Genomic DNA, 18,971 nt, shown 5'->3' with positions numbered 1-18,971 from the left:
CGATGGCGGCCTGCTCAAAGAATTCGGCCGCGCAGGCGTTTGTATAGCTCCATGACGACGACAAGCCCTAGTGCCAGGGGCAGAACTGATACGATCATGTACCAGGTTGGCTGGACGATCCCAAGGGTGCTTCCCAATCCCGGAATCCAGGCAGACGCCAAGTGAAGTCCTAGCGCTAGTAGGATAGACGAGATCAAGACGGGGTTGTCACGCAGCGGCAAGCGAAGGATCGAGACCCGTTCCGAGCGGCTGTTGAGTGCTTGCACGTTCTCGAAAAGCACCATCATCAGCAGGGCCGTCGTTCTTGCCTCCGCTTCACTCCAGCCTTGCGCAATGGCTTGTTGGAAAACGAAGAACGTGGCCACTCCCATGTAAAGTCCCGCCAGCAACACCTGTTCGGCCATACGGCCGTCGAACAGTGCTTCCTCCGGTGGGCGGGGCTTTTGCTTGAGCACATCCCGATCACTCCGTTCGAAAGCCAGCGCGATATCTTGAATGCCATTGGTTACGAGATTGAGCCACAGCAGTTGGACCGCAAAGAGCGGTAGGGGCAGGTTCGCGACCAGCGTCAGCAGGAACAAAACGATTTCACCGAAGCCAGTGGCCAGCAGAAGTAGGGTCACGCGACGGACGTTGTTATAGGCAATTCGTCCTTCCTCGATCCCATTGACAATGGATGCGAAGTTATCGTCCGTGATGATGAGGTCGGCGGCTGCGCGGGCCACATCGGTGCCAGCCTGACCCATGGCCACACCTACATTCGCAGCGCGCAGGGCAGGCGCGTCATTGACGCCGTCGCCTGTAACCGCGACGAAGTGCCCTGTTTCGCGCAGGGTCTCGACGATTTGCAGTTTTTGCATCGGTTCAACCCGCGCAAATACCTGCGCGCGTGCGATGAGGGCCGCGGCACTTTCGCCGGCCTCACGCAGTTCCGTGCCGGTGAGGACCTGATTTGGGTGCTGAGCGATGCCAAGGTCGGAGGCAACGGCCAAGGCGGTTTTCGGGTGGTCGCCGGTGACAAGGCGAACCTCGATTCCAGCTTGCTGACATCGCTGGACAGCGAGTGGTGCGTCGGGGCGTAGAGGGTCGCTGATTCCTGCAAATCCCAAGAACTTTAGGTTCTGAGGGGGCTCCCCCTTTTCAAGGGCCTCGCGCGGGACCTGTCCTTGAGCAACGGCAATTACGCGCAAACCCTCGGCAGCCCAGGAGGCGGCCAACTGAAGCATTTCCCCGGAACTGTCGGCGCAAAGGGGTAACACCGTTTCCGCCGCGCCTTTGACACAAGCCAGATAACCCCCTTTGGCATCGTCGTGGAGAGTGGCTTGAAAGCGCTTTGCGGGTTCATAGGGAATTTCTGCCAGCCGGGGGTGCTCCAGTGCCATTTTCGCGCGCTCCAGTCCGCTTCTGCGGGCGGCCATTAGAAACGCGCAGTCCACGCTGTCGCCTACCGGACCGTTCGGTCCGATCTCTGCATCATTGCAAAGGCAGGCTGCCTCCAAAAGTCGTGCCTTGCCCGGCGATGAGGTGTCGATATCTATTGCCGAGTCCCAGCTCCCGTCGAGAGGCGAAAACAGTTGCACGACCGTTAGCTTGTTCTGCGTGAGGGTCCCGGTCTTATCGCTTGCGATCAGCGTGCAAGCGCCGAGCCCTTCTACGGCAGGGAGCGAACGCACGATGACATGCCGCGCCACCATGCGGCGGCTGGCAATCGATAGGGCAACGGTGATTGCAATCGGCAAACCTTCGGGAATGGCTGCGACGGCCAGGGCGACGGCGGTTACGAAGACCTCTTCCAGGGCGGTGCCTCGGCTGTAGGCGGCAAACCCAATTGCCGATACGGCGAGAAGGCTGAGGATCGATAGGCGCCGGGTGAAATGCCGAACCCGCACGACCAGGGGCGGGTCGCTCAGATCCGGGCTGTGCAGGGATTTTGAAATGCCTCCGATAGCCGTCTTGGCCCCGGTCGCTGTGACGAGGCCCACGGCGCGGCCTCGATCGATCGTCGACCCGGCAAAGATCATTCCCCGTTGATCCGCCAATCCGCATTCTGTCGCAGATTGGTGCTGGGCGTCCTTACTCGTGGGTTCTGATTCCCCGGTTAGCAGAGACTCGTCTGCGGCAAGGGTTTGGGCGAACAAAAGACGTATATCAGCAGGCACGGCATCGCCGCCTTCAACCTCGACCACGTCCCCGGGAACGAGTTGGCTGGCGGGCTGCCGGATGAGCGTGTGACCGGAATCGCTCGGTCGCCGCACACGGGCAATTGTTCCCAGATAGTGATCAAGGGCCTCGGCGCTCCGTTCGGCTTTCCATTCCTGAAACGCACCAACGAGGGCGTTGAACAAAAGGACGGCGCCGATAAACAGTGCGTCCGCAGGCTCTTCGATAAGCAGCGATACCGATGCGGCGGCGATTAGAAGCACGACCAGCGGATTTGCGAACTGGCGCAGGATGATGGCGACGGGGCCCCGCTTCCGTGGCCTTGGGAGGCTGTTCGGTCCTTCCCGCGCCAGACGCCGCGCGGCCTCCTCCGTTTCCAGCCCTTGCATCGACGACCGTAGGCGCTCAAGCGCTGCGTCCGGTGTCAAGGATTGGAAGGGTGCCTCGGCCTCGCCGTTGTTTTCGCGTCGCGGTGGCGTCATTCCAAAGTCACCGCATCACGATAATCGGGAACCCGGCAACGCCAACCGAGGGCTTCCTCGATACTGTGGCGCAAGGCATCGGCGGCGGCAGGCTCGCCGTGCGTGACAAAGGTTGTGCGAGGCGCGCGTTTGAAGGTCGTCAGCCAAGCCAGAATCTCAAAGTAGTCCGCATGTGCTGAAAGCATGTCGAGCATCTCGACCTTAGCGCGCAACGGATAATAGTAACCGTGAATTTTAATTCGGTTAGCCCCCTCGGCCATATCCGCGCCGCGCGTGCCGCCAGCCTGGAAACCGGCGAACAGAATGGTGTTCTTCGGATCCGGCGCGAAATGCTTGAGGTGATGGAGCACGCGCCCGCCCGTCGCCATGCCGCTGGCTGAAATGATGATGAGCGGCATGCTGGAGCGGTCCAGTGCTTTTGAGCCTTCGACGTCGCGTACAAAGGTCGCCGCCCGACACGCTGATCGGCTCTCCGCCGCCGTCAGTCGATGTTCATCGTGATGTGCCAGGAAAAGCTCGCTTGCGTCGATGGCCATGGGGCTATCGAGATAAACTGGCACGTTTGCTATTCGCCCAGTCTGCTTTAGTTGGTGGAGATGATAAAGCAGCGCCTGTGTCCGCCCGACCGCAAATGAGGGGATCAAAACACTGCCGCCGCCCGACACTGTCTGATTAATGACGTCGGCCAGCTTTTCCTCGACATCGCCATCTGGATGCCTGCGGTTTCCATAGGTTGATTCCACCACCAGGTAATCGCATTCAAGCCCAACCGTAGGTGGTAACATGACGGGATCGTTTGGACGTCCAAGGTCGCCGGAAAACAGCAGGCTGCGTTCCTCGGCACGCAGTTCAACCATGGCCGCGCCCAGGATGTGACCTGCGCGCCGTAAGGTGAAAGTGACGCCGTTCCCGAGTTCCATGGACTCTTCGAAGGGGACCTCCCGAAGGGAATCCAACGCTAAGCGGGCATCCTCTTCTGTGTACAGCGGCAAAGCCGGAGAATGCTTCGAGAAACCATGGCGGTTGGCGAACTCGGCGTCGCGCTCCTGTAAATGGCCGCTATCCGGCAGGAGTATGCCGCAAAGCGCGGCGGTCGCGCGGCTCGTAAAGATCGGGCCCTTGTAGCCGTCACGCACGAGCAGCGGCAGATACCCCGAATGATCAATGTGGGCGTGCGTTAGGATCACGGCATCTATTGTTGCTGGGTTAACAGATAGCGGTTCACGGTTCCGCAGGCGCAGGTTTTTGAATCCTTGGAAGAGGCCACAGTCTATCAACAGGCGTTTGCCGGCAGCTTCGACCAGATACTTTGACCCGGTCACTGTTCCCGCCGCACCGAGAAAGGTTATACGCATGGTGACTATGATCTCCGTTCCTGGGGTTGAACCGCCACAATCTCAATTGTCGCTGCATAAACCGATTAGCGGGATGACGTAGATCAATCGGCGGTGTCATTAGCGCCTGAGGCAAGGAACCGTCGGGTGTCGGATTTGTTCTAGTTAGAGTCGAGAGAGGGCTGATTTCTCCAAGTCGCTGCCCCTAGCATCATACGGAGAGGGCAGCACCAAGGGAGTTCGCCACAATGACTGAAGAGAGCCCGCGCCGCCGCCGTCGCCAATCGGCGCGTGAGGATTTTGAAGCGCGTGCGCTAAACCAAATTTCCTGGCGCAACATCGAATCGCCGTTTCCGCCGTTATGTCCTCTGAGCGACGATCAATTGGAAGCGGTGCACGAGGCCTCCCTTCGCTTGCTTGCCGAGCAAGGCGTCGAGGTTATGAGTGTCCGGGCCCGCGACCTGTTTCGCAAGGCCGGGGCCACGGTCGATGAAGCCTCCGGCGTTGTCTGCCTGGAGCCTGAGCTGATCTTGCAGCTCATCTCGACAGCGCCAAGTGAGTTCATGCTAACGCCCCGTAATGCCGGTCACGCAATTCGGATTGGTGGAAATGCAATCAATTTCGGGTTGGTTTCTGGCCCGCCCAACGTCCACGACTGCTTGCGTGGCCGTCGTGCCGGTAATCTCGAAGACTACTGCAGCCTCATCAAGATGGCGCAAAGCTTCAACGTGATTTCCTTCCTGGGCAACCAGGCAACGGCGCCTCAGGAGTTGCCCGCAAACAACCGTCACCTCGATACCTGTCGGGCCAACATCGTCTATACGGACAAGATCTGGAACTGCGTATCGATCGGTGCGGGTCGCGCCCGTGATGCCGCCCAGATCATGGCCTTGTCGCGCGGGCTGACGTTGGAGGAAATGGCCGAGAGCCCCGGCGCCATCACCAACATCAATATCAATTCGCCCCGTAAGCTCGATGAAACCATGGCCGAGGGCGCCATGCAGATGGCCGAATTGGGACAGGCGGTAATTGTCACGCCCTTCACGCTGATGGGGGCGATGACGCCTGTCACCATGGCGGCGGCGTTGGTGCAGCAAAATGCGGAAGCCTTGATCGGCATTGCTCTCACCCAGTTGGTCCGCGCCGGTGCGCCAGTGATCTACGGCGGCTTCACCTCCAACGTGGATATGCGATCAGGCGCCCCCGCTTTTGGCACGCCGGAGAACTGCAAGGCGAATATGGCCGGCGGACAATTAGCAAGACGCTATGGGCTGCCTTACCGCACGAGTGCCTGCAATGCCTCCAACACGGTCGACGGTCAGGCTGTTTACGAGACGCAGTTCGCCCTTTGGGGTGCCGTCAACGGATATGGGAACCTGATCTATCATGCCGCCGGGTGGCTGGAGGGTGGGCTCGTCGCCTCCTTCGAAAAGCTGATCATGGATGTGGAGACGCTGCAGTGCATGGCCAAGGTTCTGGAGCCGATTGTGGTGTCAGAGGAGGAGTTTGGTCTAGAGGCGATCCGCGAAGTGGGGCCGGGTGGGCATTTCTTTGGATCGTCCCACACGATGGAGCGCTATAAGACCGCGTTTTATGAACCGCTCCTCAGTGACTGGCAGAACCACGAGAATTGGGAAATTGCCGGCGCGAAGGATGCCACGGCTCGCGCAACGGAAGTTTGGCAAAGGGTGTTGCAGGAATACGAGGCACCGCCAATCGATCCCGCGCGGCTGGAAGCGGTCGATGCCTACATCGCGCGACGCAAGGAGGCGATCGGAACCGGCGAACCCTGAAGGGGGCGCTGGCAAAGGCGACATTAACGGCCTCTGGCCACTTGGACACGAGAAGCAAGGAAGAAGGCCCACACTATGAAGTCCCACGCGCAAGTTGTTGTCATCGGCGGTGGCGTCGTCGGTTGCTCGGTTCTCTATCACCTCGCGAAGTTCGGTATGAAGGACTCGGTGTTGCTGGAGCGTTCGGAGCTTACCTCCGGGTCGACCTGGCATGCGGCGGGCGGCATGCATACGATCAATGGCGATCCCAATGTCGCCAAGCTGCAGAAATACACCATCGAGCTTTACCGGGAGATCGAGGCGCTGTCTGAGCAATCAACGGGCCTGCATATGACGGGCGGCGTGATGCTGGCGGCGACCGAGGCGCGATTTGATTGGATCAAGGGGCTTGTCGCCAAGGGTCGCTATCTGGGGATCGAAGCCGAGATCATCACGCCGGAAGAAGCGCATCAGGACATGCCCTTGCTCGACCCCAAGTGTTTTGTCGGGGCTATGCGGACGGTTGTCGACGGCCACCTCGATCCTTCGGGCACGACCCATGCCTACGCCAAGTCGGCACGCAAACTGGGCGCCGAGATTCACCGTCATACCAAGGTCGAAGACATCGTACGCCAACCGGACGGGCAATGGCTGGTGGTGACCGACAAGGGCAATATCCTGGCGCAGCACGTGGTCAACGCGGGCGGGCTTTGGGCGCGCGAGGTTGGGCGTATGGTGGGGTTGGAGTTGCCAGTTTTGGCGATGGAGCACATGTACCTCATCACCGAAGACATGCCCGAAGTTGCCGAGGTCAACCGCACCACGGGTAAGGAAGTGGTGCACGCTGTGGATTTCGACGGCGAACTGTATTTGCGCCAGGAACGCGGCGGCATGTTGATGGGGACCTATGAGAAAGCCTGTGTCCCCTGGTCCGAGAAGCGAACGCCCTGGGATTTCGGGCATGAACTTCTTGAGCCGGATATCGACCGCATTGCACCGTCGTTGGAGGTGGGCTTTCAGCATTTTCCGGCCTTCCAGAACGCCGGCATCAAACAGATCATCAATGGCCCCTTTACCTTCGCACCGGATGGCAATCCGCTTGTCGGCCCGGTTCGCGGCTTGCCGGGGTTTTGGTGCGCCTGCGGCGTCATGGCGGGATTCTCCCAGGGCGGTGGTGTCGGTCTCGCGCTGGCGAATTGGATTATCGAAGGTGACCCGGGTTTCGACGTCTGGGCCATGGACGTCGGCCGCTATGGCGATTGGGCAACGCTAAAATACACCAACGCAAAGGTGCGCGAGAATTACTCGCGCCGCTTTTCCATCAAATTCCCCAACGAGGAGCTGACCGCCGCGCGGCCGCTCAGAACCACGCCCATCTACGACAAATTAAAGGAATCAGGCGCCCAGTTTGGTGCCGCCTATGGATTGGAGGTTCCTCTGTGGTTTGCGCCAGAGGGGGTCAAGGACAGCTTTTCATGGCGGCGCTCAAGCGATTTCGAAAAGGTAGGCAAAGAAGCCAGGGCCGTCCGCAGTTCCGTGGGTTTGAGCGAGATTTCAGGCTTTGCAAAATACAGTGTGACCGGCACGGGCGCGCGCGCTTGGTTGGACGGTATCTTGGCCTGCCGGATTCCCAATCAGGGCCGCATGACCTTGGCGCCAATGCTCAAACACGACGGCAAGCTGATCGGCGATTTCACGCTCGCCAATCTGGGCGAAGATGCATTCTTCATCGCGGGATCGGGGATCGCCGAGGAATACCATATGCGCTGGTTCGAAGAGCACCTTCCCGAAGATGGCTCGGTGACGGTCAAGGCGGAGGGTCTGGGACTCGTCGGTCTGGCGCTGGCGGGGCCGAAGTCCCGAGATTTGCTGGCGCGCCTAACGGACCACGATCTGTCGGATCAGGCCTTTCCCTTCATGGCGATTTCCTGGATGGATATCGGCATGGCACCCGCTTTGGTTGGGAGGGTGAGCTACACCGGCGACCTGGGTTACGAGATCTGGTGCCGCCCGGAGTATCAGCGCTACCTCTTCGATGTTCTGATGGATGCAGGTGCGGCGCATAGCATCGCGCTCTTCGGGTCACGTGCGCTCAATGCTCTTCGCCTCGAAAAGGGTTTTGGAAGCTGGGCGCGTGAGTACCGACCGATCTACGGCCCTTATGAAGCGGGCCTTGGACGGTTCGTGTCCCTGACGAAGAACGCGGACTTCATTGGCAAGGCGGCGGCAACCAAGGAAAAGCAGCAGGGCGGCAAGCTCCGTCTTTGCAGCTTCATACTTGCAGCCAAGGACGCCGATGTGATCGGTGACGAGCCGATCTGGTTCAGAGGTGAAGTGAAAGGTTGGGTGACTTCCGGCGGCTATGCGCACGCTTCCGGAAAATCGGTTGCCATGGGCTATGTTCCGAGGGAGATCGCCGGAGAGGCAGAGGGCTGGGAGATCGAGCTGCTAGGCGAGAGATTGTCCGCGCGTCTGCTCAGCGAGCCCTTGTTTGATCCCAAGGGCGAAAGAATGCGCGGTGCGATCTGAGTGCGGTTTTCTGCGACCTGTTTTGAAAGGGAGAGTCGGGGATGAGCATTGATGCAGTAGAGGTTGCCGGCGGGCATGCGAAAGAGCTTGCGTCGATGGCACGCCAACACGGTGCCATGGAGTATACGCAAGCTCCCGTGGACCTGGATGTGGTGCGTCTTTACCGTCTGGGTCGCCTGCGAGAGGAGATGCAGAAAGCCGATGTCGCCGGGTTACTCCTCTATGACCAAATCAACACCCGCTACGCAACCGATGCGACGAACATGCAAATCTGGTGCTCCCATTATGAAGCGCGCTGCGTTTTCGTGGCACTCGACGGTCCGGTGGTCCTTTTCGACTATGCCAACTTGCCGCATCTGGCCGAGGGTCTGCCGACGGTGGATGAGTACAGGGTCAACTCCTCGGCCTACTACTTCACCGCCGGCCCCCATGCCGAAGCGCGGGCCAAGAAGATGGGTCAGGATGTTGCCGAACTCATGCGCCAGTACGGCGGCGGTAGCAAGCGCCTCGCAGTGGATCGATTGTCCCATCTGGGGAGCGACGCGCTGCGGGCCGAAGGTTTGACGCTCCTGGAAGGCGAGGGGATCGCGGAGCGTGCCCGCGCCGTGAAGTCAACGCAAGAACTGGCGCTCATGCGGGCTTCTATTGCGGTCTGCGAGGAAGGCTGTCGCGAGATGCGGTCCATCCTTGAGCCCGGCATCACGGAGAACGCACTCTGGGCCAAGCTGCATGAAGTAAACATTCGTTTGGGCGGTGAGTGGATCGAAACGCGGCTGTTGTCTTCCGGGCCGCGAACCAATCCCTGGTTTCGAGAATGCTCAATGCGTGTCATCGAGCGAGGGGATATGGTCAGCTTCGATACGGACCTCATTGGCCCCTATGGCTACTGTGCCGACATTTCCCGCGCTTGGCTGTGCGGTGACAGGCCGAACGACGAGCAGCGCCGTCTCTATGCCAAGGCATATGAGCAGATCGAGCACAACATCGCCGTCCTGAAGCCTGGCATGAGCTTTCGCGAGCTTTCCGAGGCCTGTTGGCGGATCCCCGAGGAGTTCCTCTCGTTGCGTTATCCAAGTTTGATCCATGGGGTCGGGCTGGCGGACGAGTACCCCTCCATCAAGCATTGGGAAGATTTCCCGACGAAGGGCTATGACGGCATCATCACGCCGGGCATGACGCTTTGCGTGGAAAGCTTTATTGGCGTTGCCGGCGGTAGAGAAGGCGTCAAGTTGGAAGAACAGGTGCTGATCACCGAGACCGGCGTCGAACGCCTTTCCAGCCTGCCCTACGAGACCGACTGGCTTTAGTTTGCTTCGGGTGCGGCAAAGGTCAATTTTTCGACCGCGCTTCGGAAATCACTTTCCTCTCGAACGCCTTGGCGGGCCAGGAGGCCCATGCGATCCAGGACTTCGCGCGGTTGCGGCTGCAGGCCGGTCAGAATGACTTCGGTGTCATGGCGTCGGCACCGGGCGACAAAACTTTCCAGGGCCTGAGCGCCGGTTGCATCTACCATTGGCACCAGACGCATCCGCAAAATGAAGATCTTTGGCGGCGCGCTGATCCGCTCCATGACCTCCCCCAAAAGGTCGGCGACACCGAAGAAGAAAGGCCCGCGAATTTGATAGGCCTCCACCCCAGGCGGCAAGGCGGCGCGCATGCCGTCCTTGCCGTTACCGTTCGCGGCATCGAGTGTGTCTTCCTGGTCTTCCTCGATCAGCAGATCATGGGATTGAATTGCGACCGCACGGGTCATGCGATGCATGAAGAGCATTGCCGCAAGGACGACCCCTACCTCGATGGCCACGGTCAGATCGACAGCCACGGTTAAGCCGAAGGTGATGACCAGCACAAGGCGCTCATCCCAGGGAGCGTGGAGGAGTAGGCGCTTGAAGCGATCGACCTCGCTCATGTTCCAGGCAACGATGAACAGGACGGCGGCGAGGCCGGCCAGGGGAACGAAACTTGCCAAGGGGGCCAGCAGCAGCATGAATAACAACACAAATAGAGCGTGAAATATGCCCGCAAAGGGTGTCCGGCCGCCGGCGCGAATGTTGGTCGCCGTGCGGGCGATCGCGCCAGTCGCGGGAATCCCGCCAAAAGCGACGGACGCGCTGTTGGCAAGGCCTTGAGCAACCAACTCGCAATTTGATCGATGCCGCCGACCGGTCATGCCATCGGCAACCACGGCGGACAGCAAGGATTCCACGCCTGCCAGAAAGGCGATGGTGAAGGCGCTGGGTAGCAGTTCCGCCAGGCGTGCAAAATCGATCCTTGGCAGACTGGGAGAGGGTAGAGTGCTCGGAATGCCGCCGAACCGAGTGCCGATGGTCTCGACGGGGAGCGTGAACAGCGCCGTGGCGGCAGCCGCCACGGTCACGGCGATCAGGAAACCCGGTGCTTGAGGTCGCCAGCGGCGCAGGGCGATGATCAATCCCAAGGAGGCAAGGGCCAGGGCCAGTGTCGTGGGATGAATCAGATCGATATGGGTGAGATAGCTTTGCCACTGCGCGGCGAACCCGGCAGGCGGCTGCTCAATGGCCAGCCCGAGGAAGTCTTTGACTTGGCTGGAAAAAATAATGACCGCGATCCCTGCGGTGAAACCCACGACGACAGGTTGCGGGACGTACTTGATCCAAGTACCGAAACCGGCAAGCCCCGCCAGCACCAGTAAGGCGCCGGCCATTAAGGTCGCCAGGACAAGGCCGTCGTAGCCGTACTGCGCGATGACTCCATAGACAACAACGACAAAGGCGCCCGTCGGCCCGCCAATCTGAAATCGGCTTCCGCCGAAGGCAGAGATCACGAAACCGGCAATGATAACGGTAATCAAACCCCGCTCCGGCGTCGTGCCGGAGGCGATCGCCAAGGCCATGGCTAACGGCAGGGCAACGATGGCGACCGTCAGTCCGGCCATACCGTCGGCCTTCAGGTGCGGCCAGCCGTATCCTTCCTTGATGCAAGTTACCAACTTCGGAATAAAAAGACGCCACCGGTTCGGCGCAGCATGTTGCGACATATTAAGGCTGATCTCATTCTCGATGAAACGAAGCAGGACTATAGCCACCGACCGGAAGGGACGCAGCCCGGTAAGCCATGCTTATTTAACACAACAGCAATGTTAAACAATAGCTCTATGATATTCGTCAGTGGAGGCTTGGGCGTTCGATCCTACTGAAGAAGCGCCGCGGCCTGACGATAACAGAGGCGTTCAGGTACGTCCGAGAATCCAAAGGCTTTGGCGTCGTCAACCACGATGGCTAGGAGATCGGCCTGCCCCAGCCGGCCCAACGCAAACACCAGCATCTGCGTAAAAACATCCCGCTGTGCGTGACTGCCGCCCATTTGCCAAAGTGACCTGCGCGCGGGGAACAGGGCGGCGACGACATCCTCGTATTGGGCTTGTCTGAAGGCGATTGCGCCGCGCGCCGCCGGAATTGCAGCGGCGCGATAGCGCGGACCCAGGGTTCCCTTGTCAGTGGCAGCGAAAGCCTCCATCGATGCCAAGAGACCATAAGACTCTTCGAAGCGTCCGCTAGCGGCCAGGATCAGCGCGTAATGAGGGCTGGTGAAGGGGCTGGTGTGGTCCTCCAACCGATTGAGCGTAAGTTCTAGCAATTCCTCCCAACGGTCTCCGACAGGGACCTTGCACATCTCCAAGCGCTGCAGCATTGAGGCGCCGTTCTGCATGTCGATGTAAAGGTCCGCCATGGATTTGAGCAACGGAAGTTCGCGGTTGCGGATCCAATTGTCGTAGATGTCGATTACCGCATCGAACTCGCCGCGCTCCAGGTGGAACAAGCAGCGATGCCACCAAAGATGCAACGCCATCTGATTGGCCTCGCCCCAATGGTCTTTTAGCCCATCGAGCCAGGCGATACCCTCGTCTATCCGATTCTCCATGATCATTACATGAGCCATGGCGTGCGTGCCCCAGACATCGGTTGGGTCGATCTCAACGGCCTGACGGGCAAGCTTCTCCGCGCCGCGATAATCGCCGCTTTCTTCCAAGTCGAAAGCGCGGCAGGAAAGGTGGATGCCGTAGCTGGGCACCGCTTCGCTCCAAGCGGGAGCGACACGGGCCGAAATATCTGCGGACCACTCCATTTCGCCGATCCAGAACAACTCCATTTGAGCGAGGCGCTGAGCAAAAAGGTCCAGGGGGTGTTGAACTAAAATTGTCTCGTAGAGCGCAACCGACCCGGCGATGTCGCCTTGGAAAGCTGCTTTCAGAGCCGCTAGGTAGAGTTGCTCGCGAGGCGTCATCGCCGTCGCGGTTTCTTCGGCGCTGGCAATGGCCGCGGCAATTTTCGGGCGAAAGTGGATGTTGCGTGCGCCGTGAAGAATCAAGCCGCTGACGATGTGGGCAAACCCAAAGTCAGGATCGGTCTCGAGACTGCTGCGTAATGGAGGGATGACGGCGGCCCGCCAATGCAGAAAATTGTGAATCGCCAAGTCCAACGCAGCGGCCGCGTCGGCGCTGTCGCTGGTCAATGCATGACCACGTTCATCCTGCTGCACGCCAGATCCTCCCGCTTGATACTATCCAGTCTGATACCGGTCATAGTAGCGGAAGGATCACATGAGGCCAGAGCCTCCTGCCGTTTTTTGGGCCGTGACCTGACTTCTCAAGCGTACCTACTAGCGGCCACTGCCCCGGTGGCGATTGTTTATCGACATCAAGAAAGCATCGGTGTCGCTGTTTCCTGTCGCAGCGATGTCCTTGCCGTCGGCTTCAATGTAGTTACCTTGGGACGATCCGCCTTGCGTGCAGGCCGACACGACGAAGGCCGTTAGCGCAACAAGAGAGATATTCTTGAAACTCAACATCGGTCCGCTCCTATTCAAATTGCCATGGGTTTCGACGCTGCCGCCAAACCCCGTCCAGCACAGTGACTATTATTTCAGTGAAAACTGGATGAAATAAAATACACAATCGTGCGATTTCTATGCGATCAGACCTCGAGAACCCCAATCAGAGGGTTATTTCTTCATGCAGTTTGCGAATGTGTTCGGGTCCGATGCCGCAGCAGCCACCCACGATACATGCACCGGCTTCAACCCAACGGCGCACGAATGTCAGATAGCTATCGGGTGTCAGATCGCGACGAAGACCGGAGGTGCTTTCATTGGCCCCTTCAGCGCTGCTGCGATCCTCGAATGTGTTGGCGTAAACGCCGAGCTTCAGAGCCGTTTGGCCTAAGGTGGCTTGCTCCCTGATCGCTGTTGCGGCCAGAGTGATTGCAGGCAACATGACCTCGGGCTGGCTGCAGTTGAAAAGCAGGGCATGGGCGCCAAGCGCATGCGCTGCGGCCACGCTGTCGGCAATGCTTTCACCAGATCGAAGACGGGGAGGGTGCAGCCTGTCGTCAGCGATATCCTCCAAAGTAAAGGACAGCCAGAGCGGCCGTTGATCTTCGCTGTCGGCGCGGTCGAGGCCTATCTTGATCGCCTCGGCTTCGGCAATGCTGCCCAAAGTTTCGCCGAGCCAGATATCAACCCATGGCGACAGGCCTGCGATCAGGGGTTCCAGGATACTTTGCGCTGTCGGCGCATTGAAAAGGTCTGGGCGATATGACCCGAATAGCGGCGGCAGCGATCCGGCGACCCTGGCGGTATGGGAGGTTCGCTCAACAGCTTGACGCGCAAGACGTCCGGAGAGATGTGCAAGCGTTTGAGCCTGATCCCGGAACCGCTGCTCGCCGATGTGAAACGGCACCAATGCATAGCTGTTGGTTGTCACGATCTCTGACCCGGCCTGCAAGAAAGCCTGGTGGACGGCCTCTACTGTCTCGGGAGCCTCCATCAGTGCTAGAGCCGACCATTCGGGTTGGCGAAATGGTGCGCCGATTCGCATGAGTTCGCGGCCCATGCCGCCGTCTAGAAGGATAACGCCACCTTGCATCTGATGTCCCTTTCCCTGTCCCCGGCTGCCGTAGGCTCGCCGCGAACCGACCCGATCCCATCGATAAGAAAAAAGTGCCCCGATAGCGCTTTCTTTTCGTGTGCTGCGCCGATAGCCTGACCTGCTTCCCTCACAGGATACGAGAGATTGATCAGCATGAGCGACGAGTCTGCGCCTGATACCAAGAAAGGCCCTCTTTCGGACTTACGAATTCTCGACCTGAGCCGAATTTTGGCTGGCCCAACCTGCACGCAGTTGCTAGGCGATTTGGGCGCCGATGTCATCAAGATTGAAAAGCCCGGTGCCGGGGACGATACCAGGACCTGGGGGCCGCCCTTCGTGAAGGCGCCCGACGGACAGGAAACCAGCGAGAGCGCCTACTATCTTTGCGCCAACCGGAATAAGCGCTCTGTTACGGTTGACGTAGCTTCACCCGAAGGAGCGTCGTTGATCCGCGAGCTTGCTGGTCACTGCGATGTGCTGGTGGAAAATTTCAAGGTTGGTGGATTGGTCAAGTACGGCCTGGGCTATGAAGACCTCAGGGCGCTTCATCCGCGTCTGATTTATTGTTCGATCACAGGCTATGGCCAGACAGGGCCGCATGCTTCCAAAGCCGGGTACGACGTCATGGCGCAAGGCTTCGGCGGTATCATGAGCTTGACCGGTGCGCCCGAGGGCGAGCCGATGAAGGTTGGTGTGGGGATCGCCGACGTCATGTGCGGTATGTATGCTTCGACTGCTATTCTTGCGGCGCTGCGTCATCGCGATAAAACGGGCGAGGGCCAGCATATCGATCTGGGGTTAGTCGACACACAGGTGTCCTGGCTGATCAACGAAGGAACGAACTATCTGACCTCCGGGAAGGTGCCGCAAAGGCGCGGCAATCAGCATCCCAACATTGTGCCCTATCAAGTTATGGAGGCTGCTGACGGTCACGTCATCATCGCCGTCGGGAATGACAGCCAATACAAGCGATTCTGCCAGTTTATCGGCGTGGCAGAGCTTGCCGAGGATCCGCGCTTTGCGGTCAATCGGCAGCGATTGGCCAACCGGGAAGAGTTAATACCGCTGTTGGAAGCCGCAGTCAGGAAGATCGCCAAACAGGACTTGCTGGAGGGGCTGGGTAAACTCGGTGTTCCCGCCGGACCCGTCAATAATCTGCAGGAGGTCTTCGATTCCGATCAGGTGGCGGCGCGGGAGATGCGGGTACGCATGGCGCATCCGCTGGCTGGCCCCGAAGGTGTTGAATTGATCGGCAACCCGACGAAGCTCTCGGCTACCCCTGTGACCTATCGGCGACCGCCGCCCTATCTAGGGCAGCATACTGCCGAGGTGTTATCCGAACTGCTCGGCGCACAAGGATACGAGAAGGCCCGCGCGAGCGGCGCACTTGGCGTGATGACTGAAAGAAACAAGGACTGATCGGCAATGTTTGATTTGACCAGCGGGCAACAAGATTTACGGGCGCGGGCGCGCAGTCTTGCAGAATCGCATGTAGCGGGCCGGGCAGCAGAAGTGGATGCAAGCGAAGCCTACCCGGTCGACACCGTGGAAAAACTCACAGCGGCCGGTTTCATGGGCATGACCGTCCCCAAGGATTTGGGCGGCGCCGGCCGCAGCTATCTGGACACGGTCCTGGTCATCGAGGAGATGGCGCGCGTTTGCGGCGTGACCGGACGCATTGTCGTTGAAGGCAATATGGGTGCCATTGGCGCAATCCTGCGGTATGGATCGCCTGAACAAAAGGAACTGGCAGCCAAGCTGGTGCTGGCCGGAGATAAGCCCGCCATCTGCATCACCGAACCGGGCGCCGGCAGTGCTGCGACTGAAATGACCACGACGGCTGAAAAGCAGGGAAACCACTTCGTACTGAACGGAACCAAACATTGGATAACGGGCGGTGGAGTGTCGCGCTTGCATCTGATCTTCGCGAAGCTGGTCGAGGATGGTGAGCCGAAGGGTATCGCCGGGTTCATCGCTCTTCGCGATGAAGATGAGGGGCTGGAGATTGGGACCCGTGAACCGGCATTGGGGCTTAGGGGGATTCCTGAAACGCGGGTTCATTTTCGCAATCTGAAGTTGGGCGCAGATCGTTTGCTCGTACCGCCGGAGGGCATTGCCCGTGGGTTTGCGGGCCTGATGACGGCTTACAATTCCCAGCGAGTCGGTGCGGCAACAGTGGCGCTGGGAATAGCCCAGGGCGCGTTCGAGACGGCTCGGGACTTCACCAAGAAGCGGGAGCAGTTTGGACGTCCAATAGCCGAGTTCCAAGGGCTGCAGTGGATTCTGGCGGACATGAAGGTTGCTATCGATGCGGCCCGGTTGATGATCTGGCAGGCTGCCGCCAGTGCCGAGACCAACGGCACCGGTTTCCCGGACCCTCTGCTTGCTGCCCAGGCAAAGATATTGGCGTCGGAGACTGCCGTTAAGGTCACCAACGATGCCTTGCAGTTGCACGGGGCGGCGGGCTATTCCCGAAACAACCCGATCGAACGGATGCTTCGGGACGCGCGCATGTTCACCATTGGCGGCGGCACCGCCCAAATGCTGCGCAATCTGGTTGCAGGAAAGATCCTGGGCATCAAGACCCCGCAAACACGCGACGGTTACCATAAGCTTATGAAAGGCAAAGCCGGATCATGACCACTGCATCCGATCTGATCGCCAAACGGCTTTACGATGCAGGCTGTCGCTACGCCTTCGGCATCCCCGGTGGAGAAGTATTGGCGATCATGGAGGCCTTGGATCGGGTGGGAATCAAGGTCGTGCTTGCCCGGCATGAAAACTGCGCCGGGTTCATGGGTGAGGGCGCCCACCATCACGACGGTGCCCCCGCCATCTTGGTGGCGACGATCGGTCCGGGTCTGGCGAACGCTGCGAACGTGATTGCCAATGCGCATCAGGACCGTGTCCCGATGATCGTCTTGACGGGTTGCGTTCCGGCCCGCGAGCGGCACAGCTACACGCACCAGGTTTTCGACCACGTGCGGCTCATCGAGCCTATTGCCAAGGCTGCCTACCGTGTAGAGGCAGGGAACGCGGCGCTGCTGATCGACAAGGCTGTAACACTGGCGAGCGAAGGACGTCCTGGGCCGGTACTCTTGGACCTGCCCATCGATGTGCAGACAATGGAGGAAGAACCCATTCATCCGCGCCGGCAAGCCCTGCAAGCGGTCGTCCCGGCGGCGGGCGATGGGCTGGAACAGGCGCGCCATTGGCTCTCCCAAGCAGAACGCCCCATAGTGATCGCGGGCGTTGGGGTGCTTGATGAAGTCGGCGCCGAGGCCGTGGCGACGTTCTGTCGGCAGTTTCGGATCCCCTTGATCACGAGTTACAAGGCCAAAGGCATCTTGCCGGAAGACGATCCATTGGCGCTGGGCGGCGCTGGGTTGTCGCCGCGAGTGGACGCGCATTTACTGCCCTTGATAGCCAAGTCTGACTGTATCGTCCTAGCCGGGTACGATCCCATCGAAATGCGTGTCGGGTGGCGCGATCCTTGGCCGGAAGGCGCTCGGGTGATCGACATATCGGCTGTGGCCAATGATCACGGAATGCACCAAGCCGCCCTCAACTTCGTCGGTGACGTGGCCGCGTCCCTCAAAGTGCTGGGTGCCGGGTTGTTGTCTCGCAAGAACTGGGCTGCGGGTGAAGCTGCCGAGGTTCGTCGGAAGCTGTGGGCGGAAAGTGGCGCGGACGAGACCTGGGGACCAGCCGCCGTGGTCGACGAGTTGCGGCGCGGATTGCCGCGCGAAGCGGTGGTCACGACGGACAGTGGGGCGCACCGTATCCTTTTGAGTCAACTCTTCGCATGTTACCGGCGTCGCGGCCTATTGCAGTCCTCTGCGCTCTGTACCATGGGCTGCGCGGTGCCCTTGGCCATCGGACGAAAGTTGGCCGAGCCGGACTGTCCGGTCGTGGCGACGGTCGGCGACGGCGGATTGGAAATGTTCCTTGGAGAGTTGGCGACCATTCGCGACCTGAATCTCTCTTTGCCAATCATAGTGTTTGTTGACGAGCAACTTGCCCTGATCGAGGTCAAGCAGCGGCGCTCGAACCTGCCACCGCTGGCGGTGGATTTTGGCGCGACGGATTTCCCTGCTGTCGCCAAGGCTCTCGGAGGTGCGGGTGAATGGTGCCGCAACCGCGCGGAGTTCGCCGAAGCGTTGCAGCGGGCCTTGCAGTACCCGGGCTTCACAGTGATTGCCGCGGTCATCGGCAAACGCGCGTACGACGGGCGTCTTTAAGCTTATTGCATCGGAAGGGGCCACCGCCGTGAAACGGAGGTGTGAAACGTTCGCTGCTTACGTCGCCGGTCTGTGGGTATTTCCTATAAGTATTTGAAAAATCACAATTATATGTAGCCAAACTGTGTCATGTCTGTGACAGCGGTTGTTGACCCTCGTGGGCTTTCCTAGGTGGTTGGGTACGTTCGATTGCAGCCCCATTCGCCATGACGACGCTTGGGGTGTTGCAGGAAAAACGCAAAAGGGAACTGCACAGTAAGAAGACGTACGAGGAACGCGGTTCCGAAAGGAGGACAGGCATGAGCTCCCTGGCAAAAACGATGATGATTCTGACGGTTGCCGCTCCGCTGGCAGCCTGCGGGAACACGCAAGGTGAGCGCGCCCTGAGTGGTGCCGGTATCGGTGCGGGTACAGGTGCCGTTGCAGGTGCCCTGACCGGCGGCAGTGTCCTTGGCGGTGCTGTCCTGGGTGGTGCAGCGGGTGCTGCGGTCGGTGCGCTGACCGACGAAGACCAGATCAACCTTGATCACCACCATCACCGATGACGT

13 protein-coding genes are annotated in these 18,971 nt (G+C 59.7%); 7 read left to right on the top strand and 6 right to left on the bottom strand.

Annotated features, from left to right (window positions below; translation table 11 throughout):
- Nucleotides 1–14 precede the first annotated feature (14 nt).
- Complete coding sequence (locus ABIE63_RS14915; RefSeq protein ID WP_354505446.1) at nucleotides 15–2,642, bottom strand: HAD-IC family P-type ATPase; 2,628 nt, start codon at nucleotides 2,640–2,642, stop codon at nucleotides 15–17.
- A complete protein-coding gene (locus ABIE63_RS14910) occupies nucleotides 2,639–3,997 on the bottom strand; it encodes an MBL fold metallo-hydrolase (protein ID WP_354505443.1) in 1,359 nt (452 codons plus the stop codon). Before ABIE63_RS14910 ends, ABIE63_RS14915 begins: the two co-directional genes overlap by 4 nt.
- 227 nt (nucleotides 3,998–4,224) lie before the next feature.
- Here ABIE63_RS14910 and ABIE63_RS14905 point away from each other — a divergent pair, with 227 nt between their 5' ends.
- From ABIE63_RS14905 to ABIE63_RS14895, 3 genes are all read left to right on the top strand, one after another.
- Nucleotides 4,225–5,769 carry a trimethylamine methyltransferase family protein gene (locus tag ABIE63_RS14905; RefSeq protein WP_354505440.1) on the top strand — a complete coding sequence of 515 codons (1,545 nt, stop codon included), beginning with the start codon at nucleotides 4,225–4,227 and terminating at the stop codon, nucleotides 5,767–5,769.
- A 75-nt stretch (nucleotides 5,770–5,844) separates the two neighbouring features.
- Nucleotides 5,845–8,277: an FAD-dependent oxidoreductase gene (locus ABIE63_RS14900; RefSeq protein ID WP_354505437.1), complete on the top strand. Its 2,433-nt coding sequence runs from the start codon at nucleotides 5,845–5,847 to the stop codon at nucleotides 8,275–8,277.
- A 41-nt stretch (nucleotides 8,278–8,318) separates the two neighbouring features.
- Nucleotides 8,319–9,584 (top strand): Xaa-Pro peptidase family protein, encoded by a 1,266-nt coding sequence (locus ABIE63_RS14895; RefSeq protein WP_183417084.1) that lies wholly within the window; start codon nucleotides 8,319–8,321, stop codon nucleotides 9,582–9,584.
- Here ABIE63_RS14895 and ABIE63_RS14890 read toward each other — a convergent pair.
- The 4 genes from ABIE63_RS14890 to ABIE63_RS14875 all read right to left on the bottom strand — a co-directional run bounded on the left by ABIE63_RS14890 (nucleotide 9,581) and on the right by ABIE63_RS14875 (nucleotide 14,179).
- Nucleotides 9,581–11,293, bottom strand: a complete 1,713-nt coding sequence (locus ABIE63_RS14890) for a SulP family inorganic anion transporter (RefSeq protein WP_354505434.1) — start codon at nucleotides 11,291–11,293, stop codon at nucleotides 9,581–9,583. The two genes, ABIE63_RS14895 and ABIE63_RS14890, sit on opposite strands and share 4 nt — an antisense overlap.
- Before the next feature lie 152 nt (nucleotides 11,294–11,445).
- Nucleotides 11,446–12,795 (bottom strand): tetratricopeptide repeat protein, encoded by a 1,350-nt coding sequence (locus ABIE63_RS14885; RefSeq protein ID WP_354505431.1) that lies wholly within the window; start codon nucleotides 12,793–12,795, stop codon nucleotides 11,446–11,448.
- A 120-nt stretch (nucleotides 12,796–12,915) separates the two neighbouring features.
- Entirely contained in the window at nucleotides 12,916–13,104 is a 189-nt protein-coding gene (locus ABIE63_RS14880; RefSeq protein ID WP_183417087.1) for a hypothetical protein, read from the bottom strand.
- A 145-nt stretch (nucleotides 13,105–13,249) separates the two neighbouring features.
- On the bottom strand, nucleotides 13,250–14,179 hold the full coding sequence (locus tag ABIE63_RS14875; RefSeq protein WP_354505428.1) for a homocysteine S-methyltransferase family protein: 930 nt from the start codon (nucleotides 14,177–14,179) through the stop codon (nucleotides 13,250–13,252).
- A 156-nt stretch (nucleotides 14,180–14,335) separates the two neighbouring features.
- On the opposite strand from ABIE63_RS14875, the gene ABIE63_RS14870 reads away from it, so the two are divergent.
- From ABIE63_RS14870 to ABIE63_RS14855, 4 genes are all read left to right on the top strand, one after another.
- The gene (locus ABIE63_RS14870; RefSeq protein WP_354505425.1) at nucleotides 14,336–15,601 is read left to right on the top strand and encodes a CaiB/BaiF CoA-transferase family protein; all 1,266 of its coding nucleotides are present in this window, start codon (nucleotides 14,336–14,338) and stop codon (nucleotides 15,599–15,601) included.
- A 6-nt stretch (nucleotides 15,602–15,607) separates the two neighbouring features.
- A complete protein-coding gene (gene acdA / locus ABIE63_RS14865) occupies nucleotides 15,608–16,822 on the top strand; it encodes a 3-sulfinopropanoyl-CoA desulfinase (protein WP_183417090.1) in 1,215 nt (404 codons plus the stop codon).
- Nucleotides 16,819–18,423: a thiamine pyrophosphate-binding protein gene (locus ABIE63_RS14860; RefSeq protein WP_354505422.1), complete on the top strand. Its 1,605-nt coding sequence runs from the start codon at nucleotides 16,819–16,821 to the stop codon at nucleotides 18,421–18,423. The genes acdA and ABIE63_RS14860 overlap by 4 nt, the downstream gene beginning before the upstream one ends.
- Nucleotides 18,424–18,722: 299 nt before the next feature.
- Nucleotides 18,723–18,968, top strand: coding sequence for a hypothetical protein (locus ABIE63_RS14855; RefSeq protein ID WP_354505419.1), 246 nt, complete (start codon nucleotides 18,723–18,725; stop codon nucleotides 18,966–18,968).
- Nucleotides 18,969–18,971 lie beyond the last annotated feature (3 nt).

The organism is Limibacillus sp. MBR-115, from assembly GCF_040549425.1.
In the GTDB taxonomy this organism is placed as follows: domain Bacteria; phylum Pseudomonadota; class Alphaproteobacteria; order Kiloniellales; family CECT-8803; genus Limibacillus; species Limibacillus halophilus.
This window is presented reverse-complemented; position numbering and strand designations above follow the sequence as displayed.

Excerpts from the sequence above, each read along its gene's own strand:
- ABIE63_RS14915 (WP_354505446.1), bottom strand. The coding sequence starts at position 2,642 with ATGACGCCACCGCGACGCGAAAACAACGGCGAGGCCGAGGCACCCTTC.
- ABIE63_RS14910 (WP_354505443.1), bottom strand. The coding sequence starts at position 3,997 with ATGCGTATAACCTTTCTCGGTGCGGCGGGAACAGTGACCGGGTCAAAG.
- ABIE63_RS14905 (WP_354505440.1), top strand. The coding sequence starts at position 4,225 with ATGACTGAAGAGAGCCCGCGCCGCCGCCGTCGCCAATCGGCGCGTGAG.
- ABIE63_RS14900 (WP_354505437.1), top strand. The coding sequence starts at position 5,845 with ATGAAGTCCCACGCGCAAGTTGTTGTCATCGGCGGTGGCGTCGTCGGT.
- ABIE63_RS14895 (WP_183417084.1), top strand. The coding sequence starts at position 8,319 with ATGAGCATTGATGCAGTAGAGGTTGCCGGCGGGCATGCGAAAGAGCTT.
- ABIE63_RS14890 (WP_354505434.1), bottom strand. The coding sequence starts at position 11,293 with ATGTCGCAACATGCTGCGCCGAACCGGTGGCGTCTTTTTATTCCGAAG.
- ABIE63_RS14880 (WP_183417087.1), bottom strand. The coding sequence starts at position 13,104 with ATGTTGAGTTTCAAGAATATCTCTCTTGTTGCGCTAACGGCCTTCGTC.
- ABIE63_RS14875 (WP_354505428.1), bottom strand. The coding sequence starts at position 14,179 with ATGCAAGGTGGCGTTATCCTTCTAGACGGCGGCATGGGCCGCGAACTC.
- ABIE63_RS14870 (WP_354505425.1), top strand. The coding sequence starts at position 14,336 with ATGAGCGACGAGTCTGCGCCTGATACCAAGAAAGGCCCTCTTTCGGAC.
- acdA (WP_183417090.1), top strand. The coding sequence starts at position 15,608 with ATGTTTGATTTGACCAGCGGGCAACAAGATTTACGGGCGCGGGCGCGC.
- ABIE63_RS14860 (WP_354505422.1), top strand. The coding sequence starts at position 16,819 with ATGACCACTGCATCCGATCTGATCGCCAAACGGCTTTACGATGCAGGC.
- ABIE63_RS14855 (WP_354505419.1), top strand. The coding sequence starts at position 18,723 with ATGAGCTCCCTGGCAAAAACGATGATGATTCTGACGGTTGCCGCTCCG.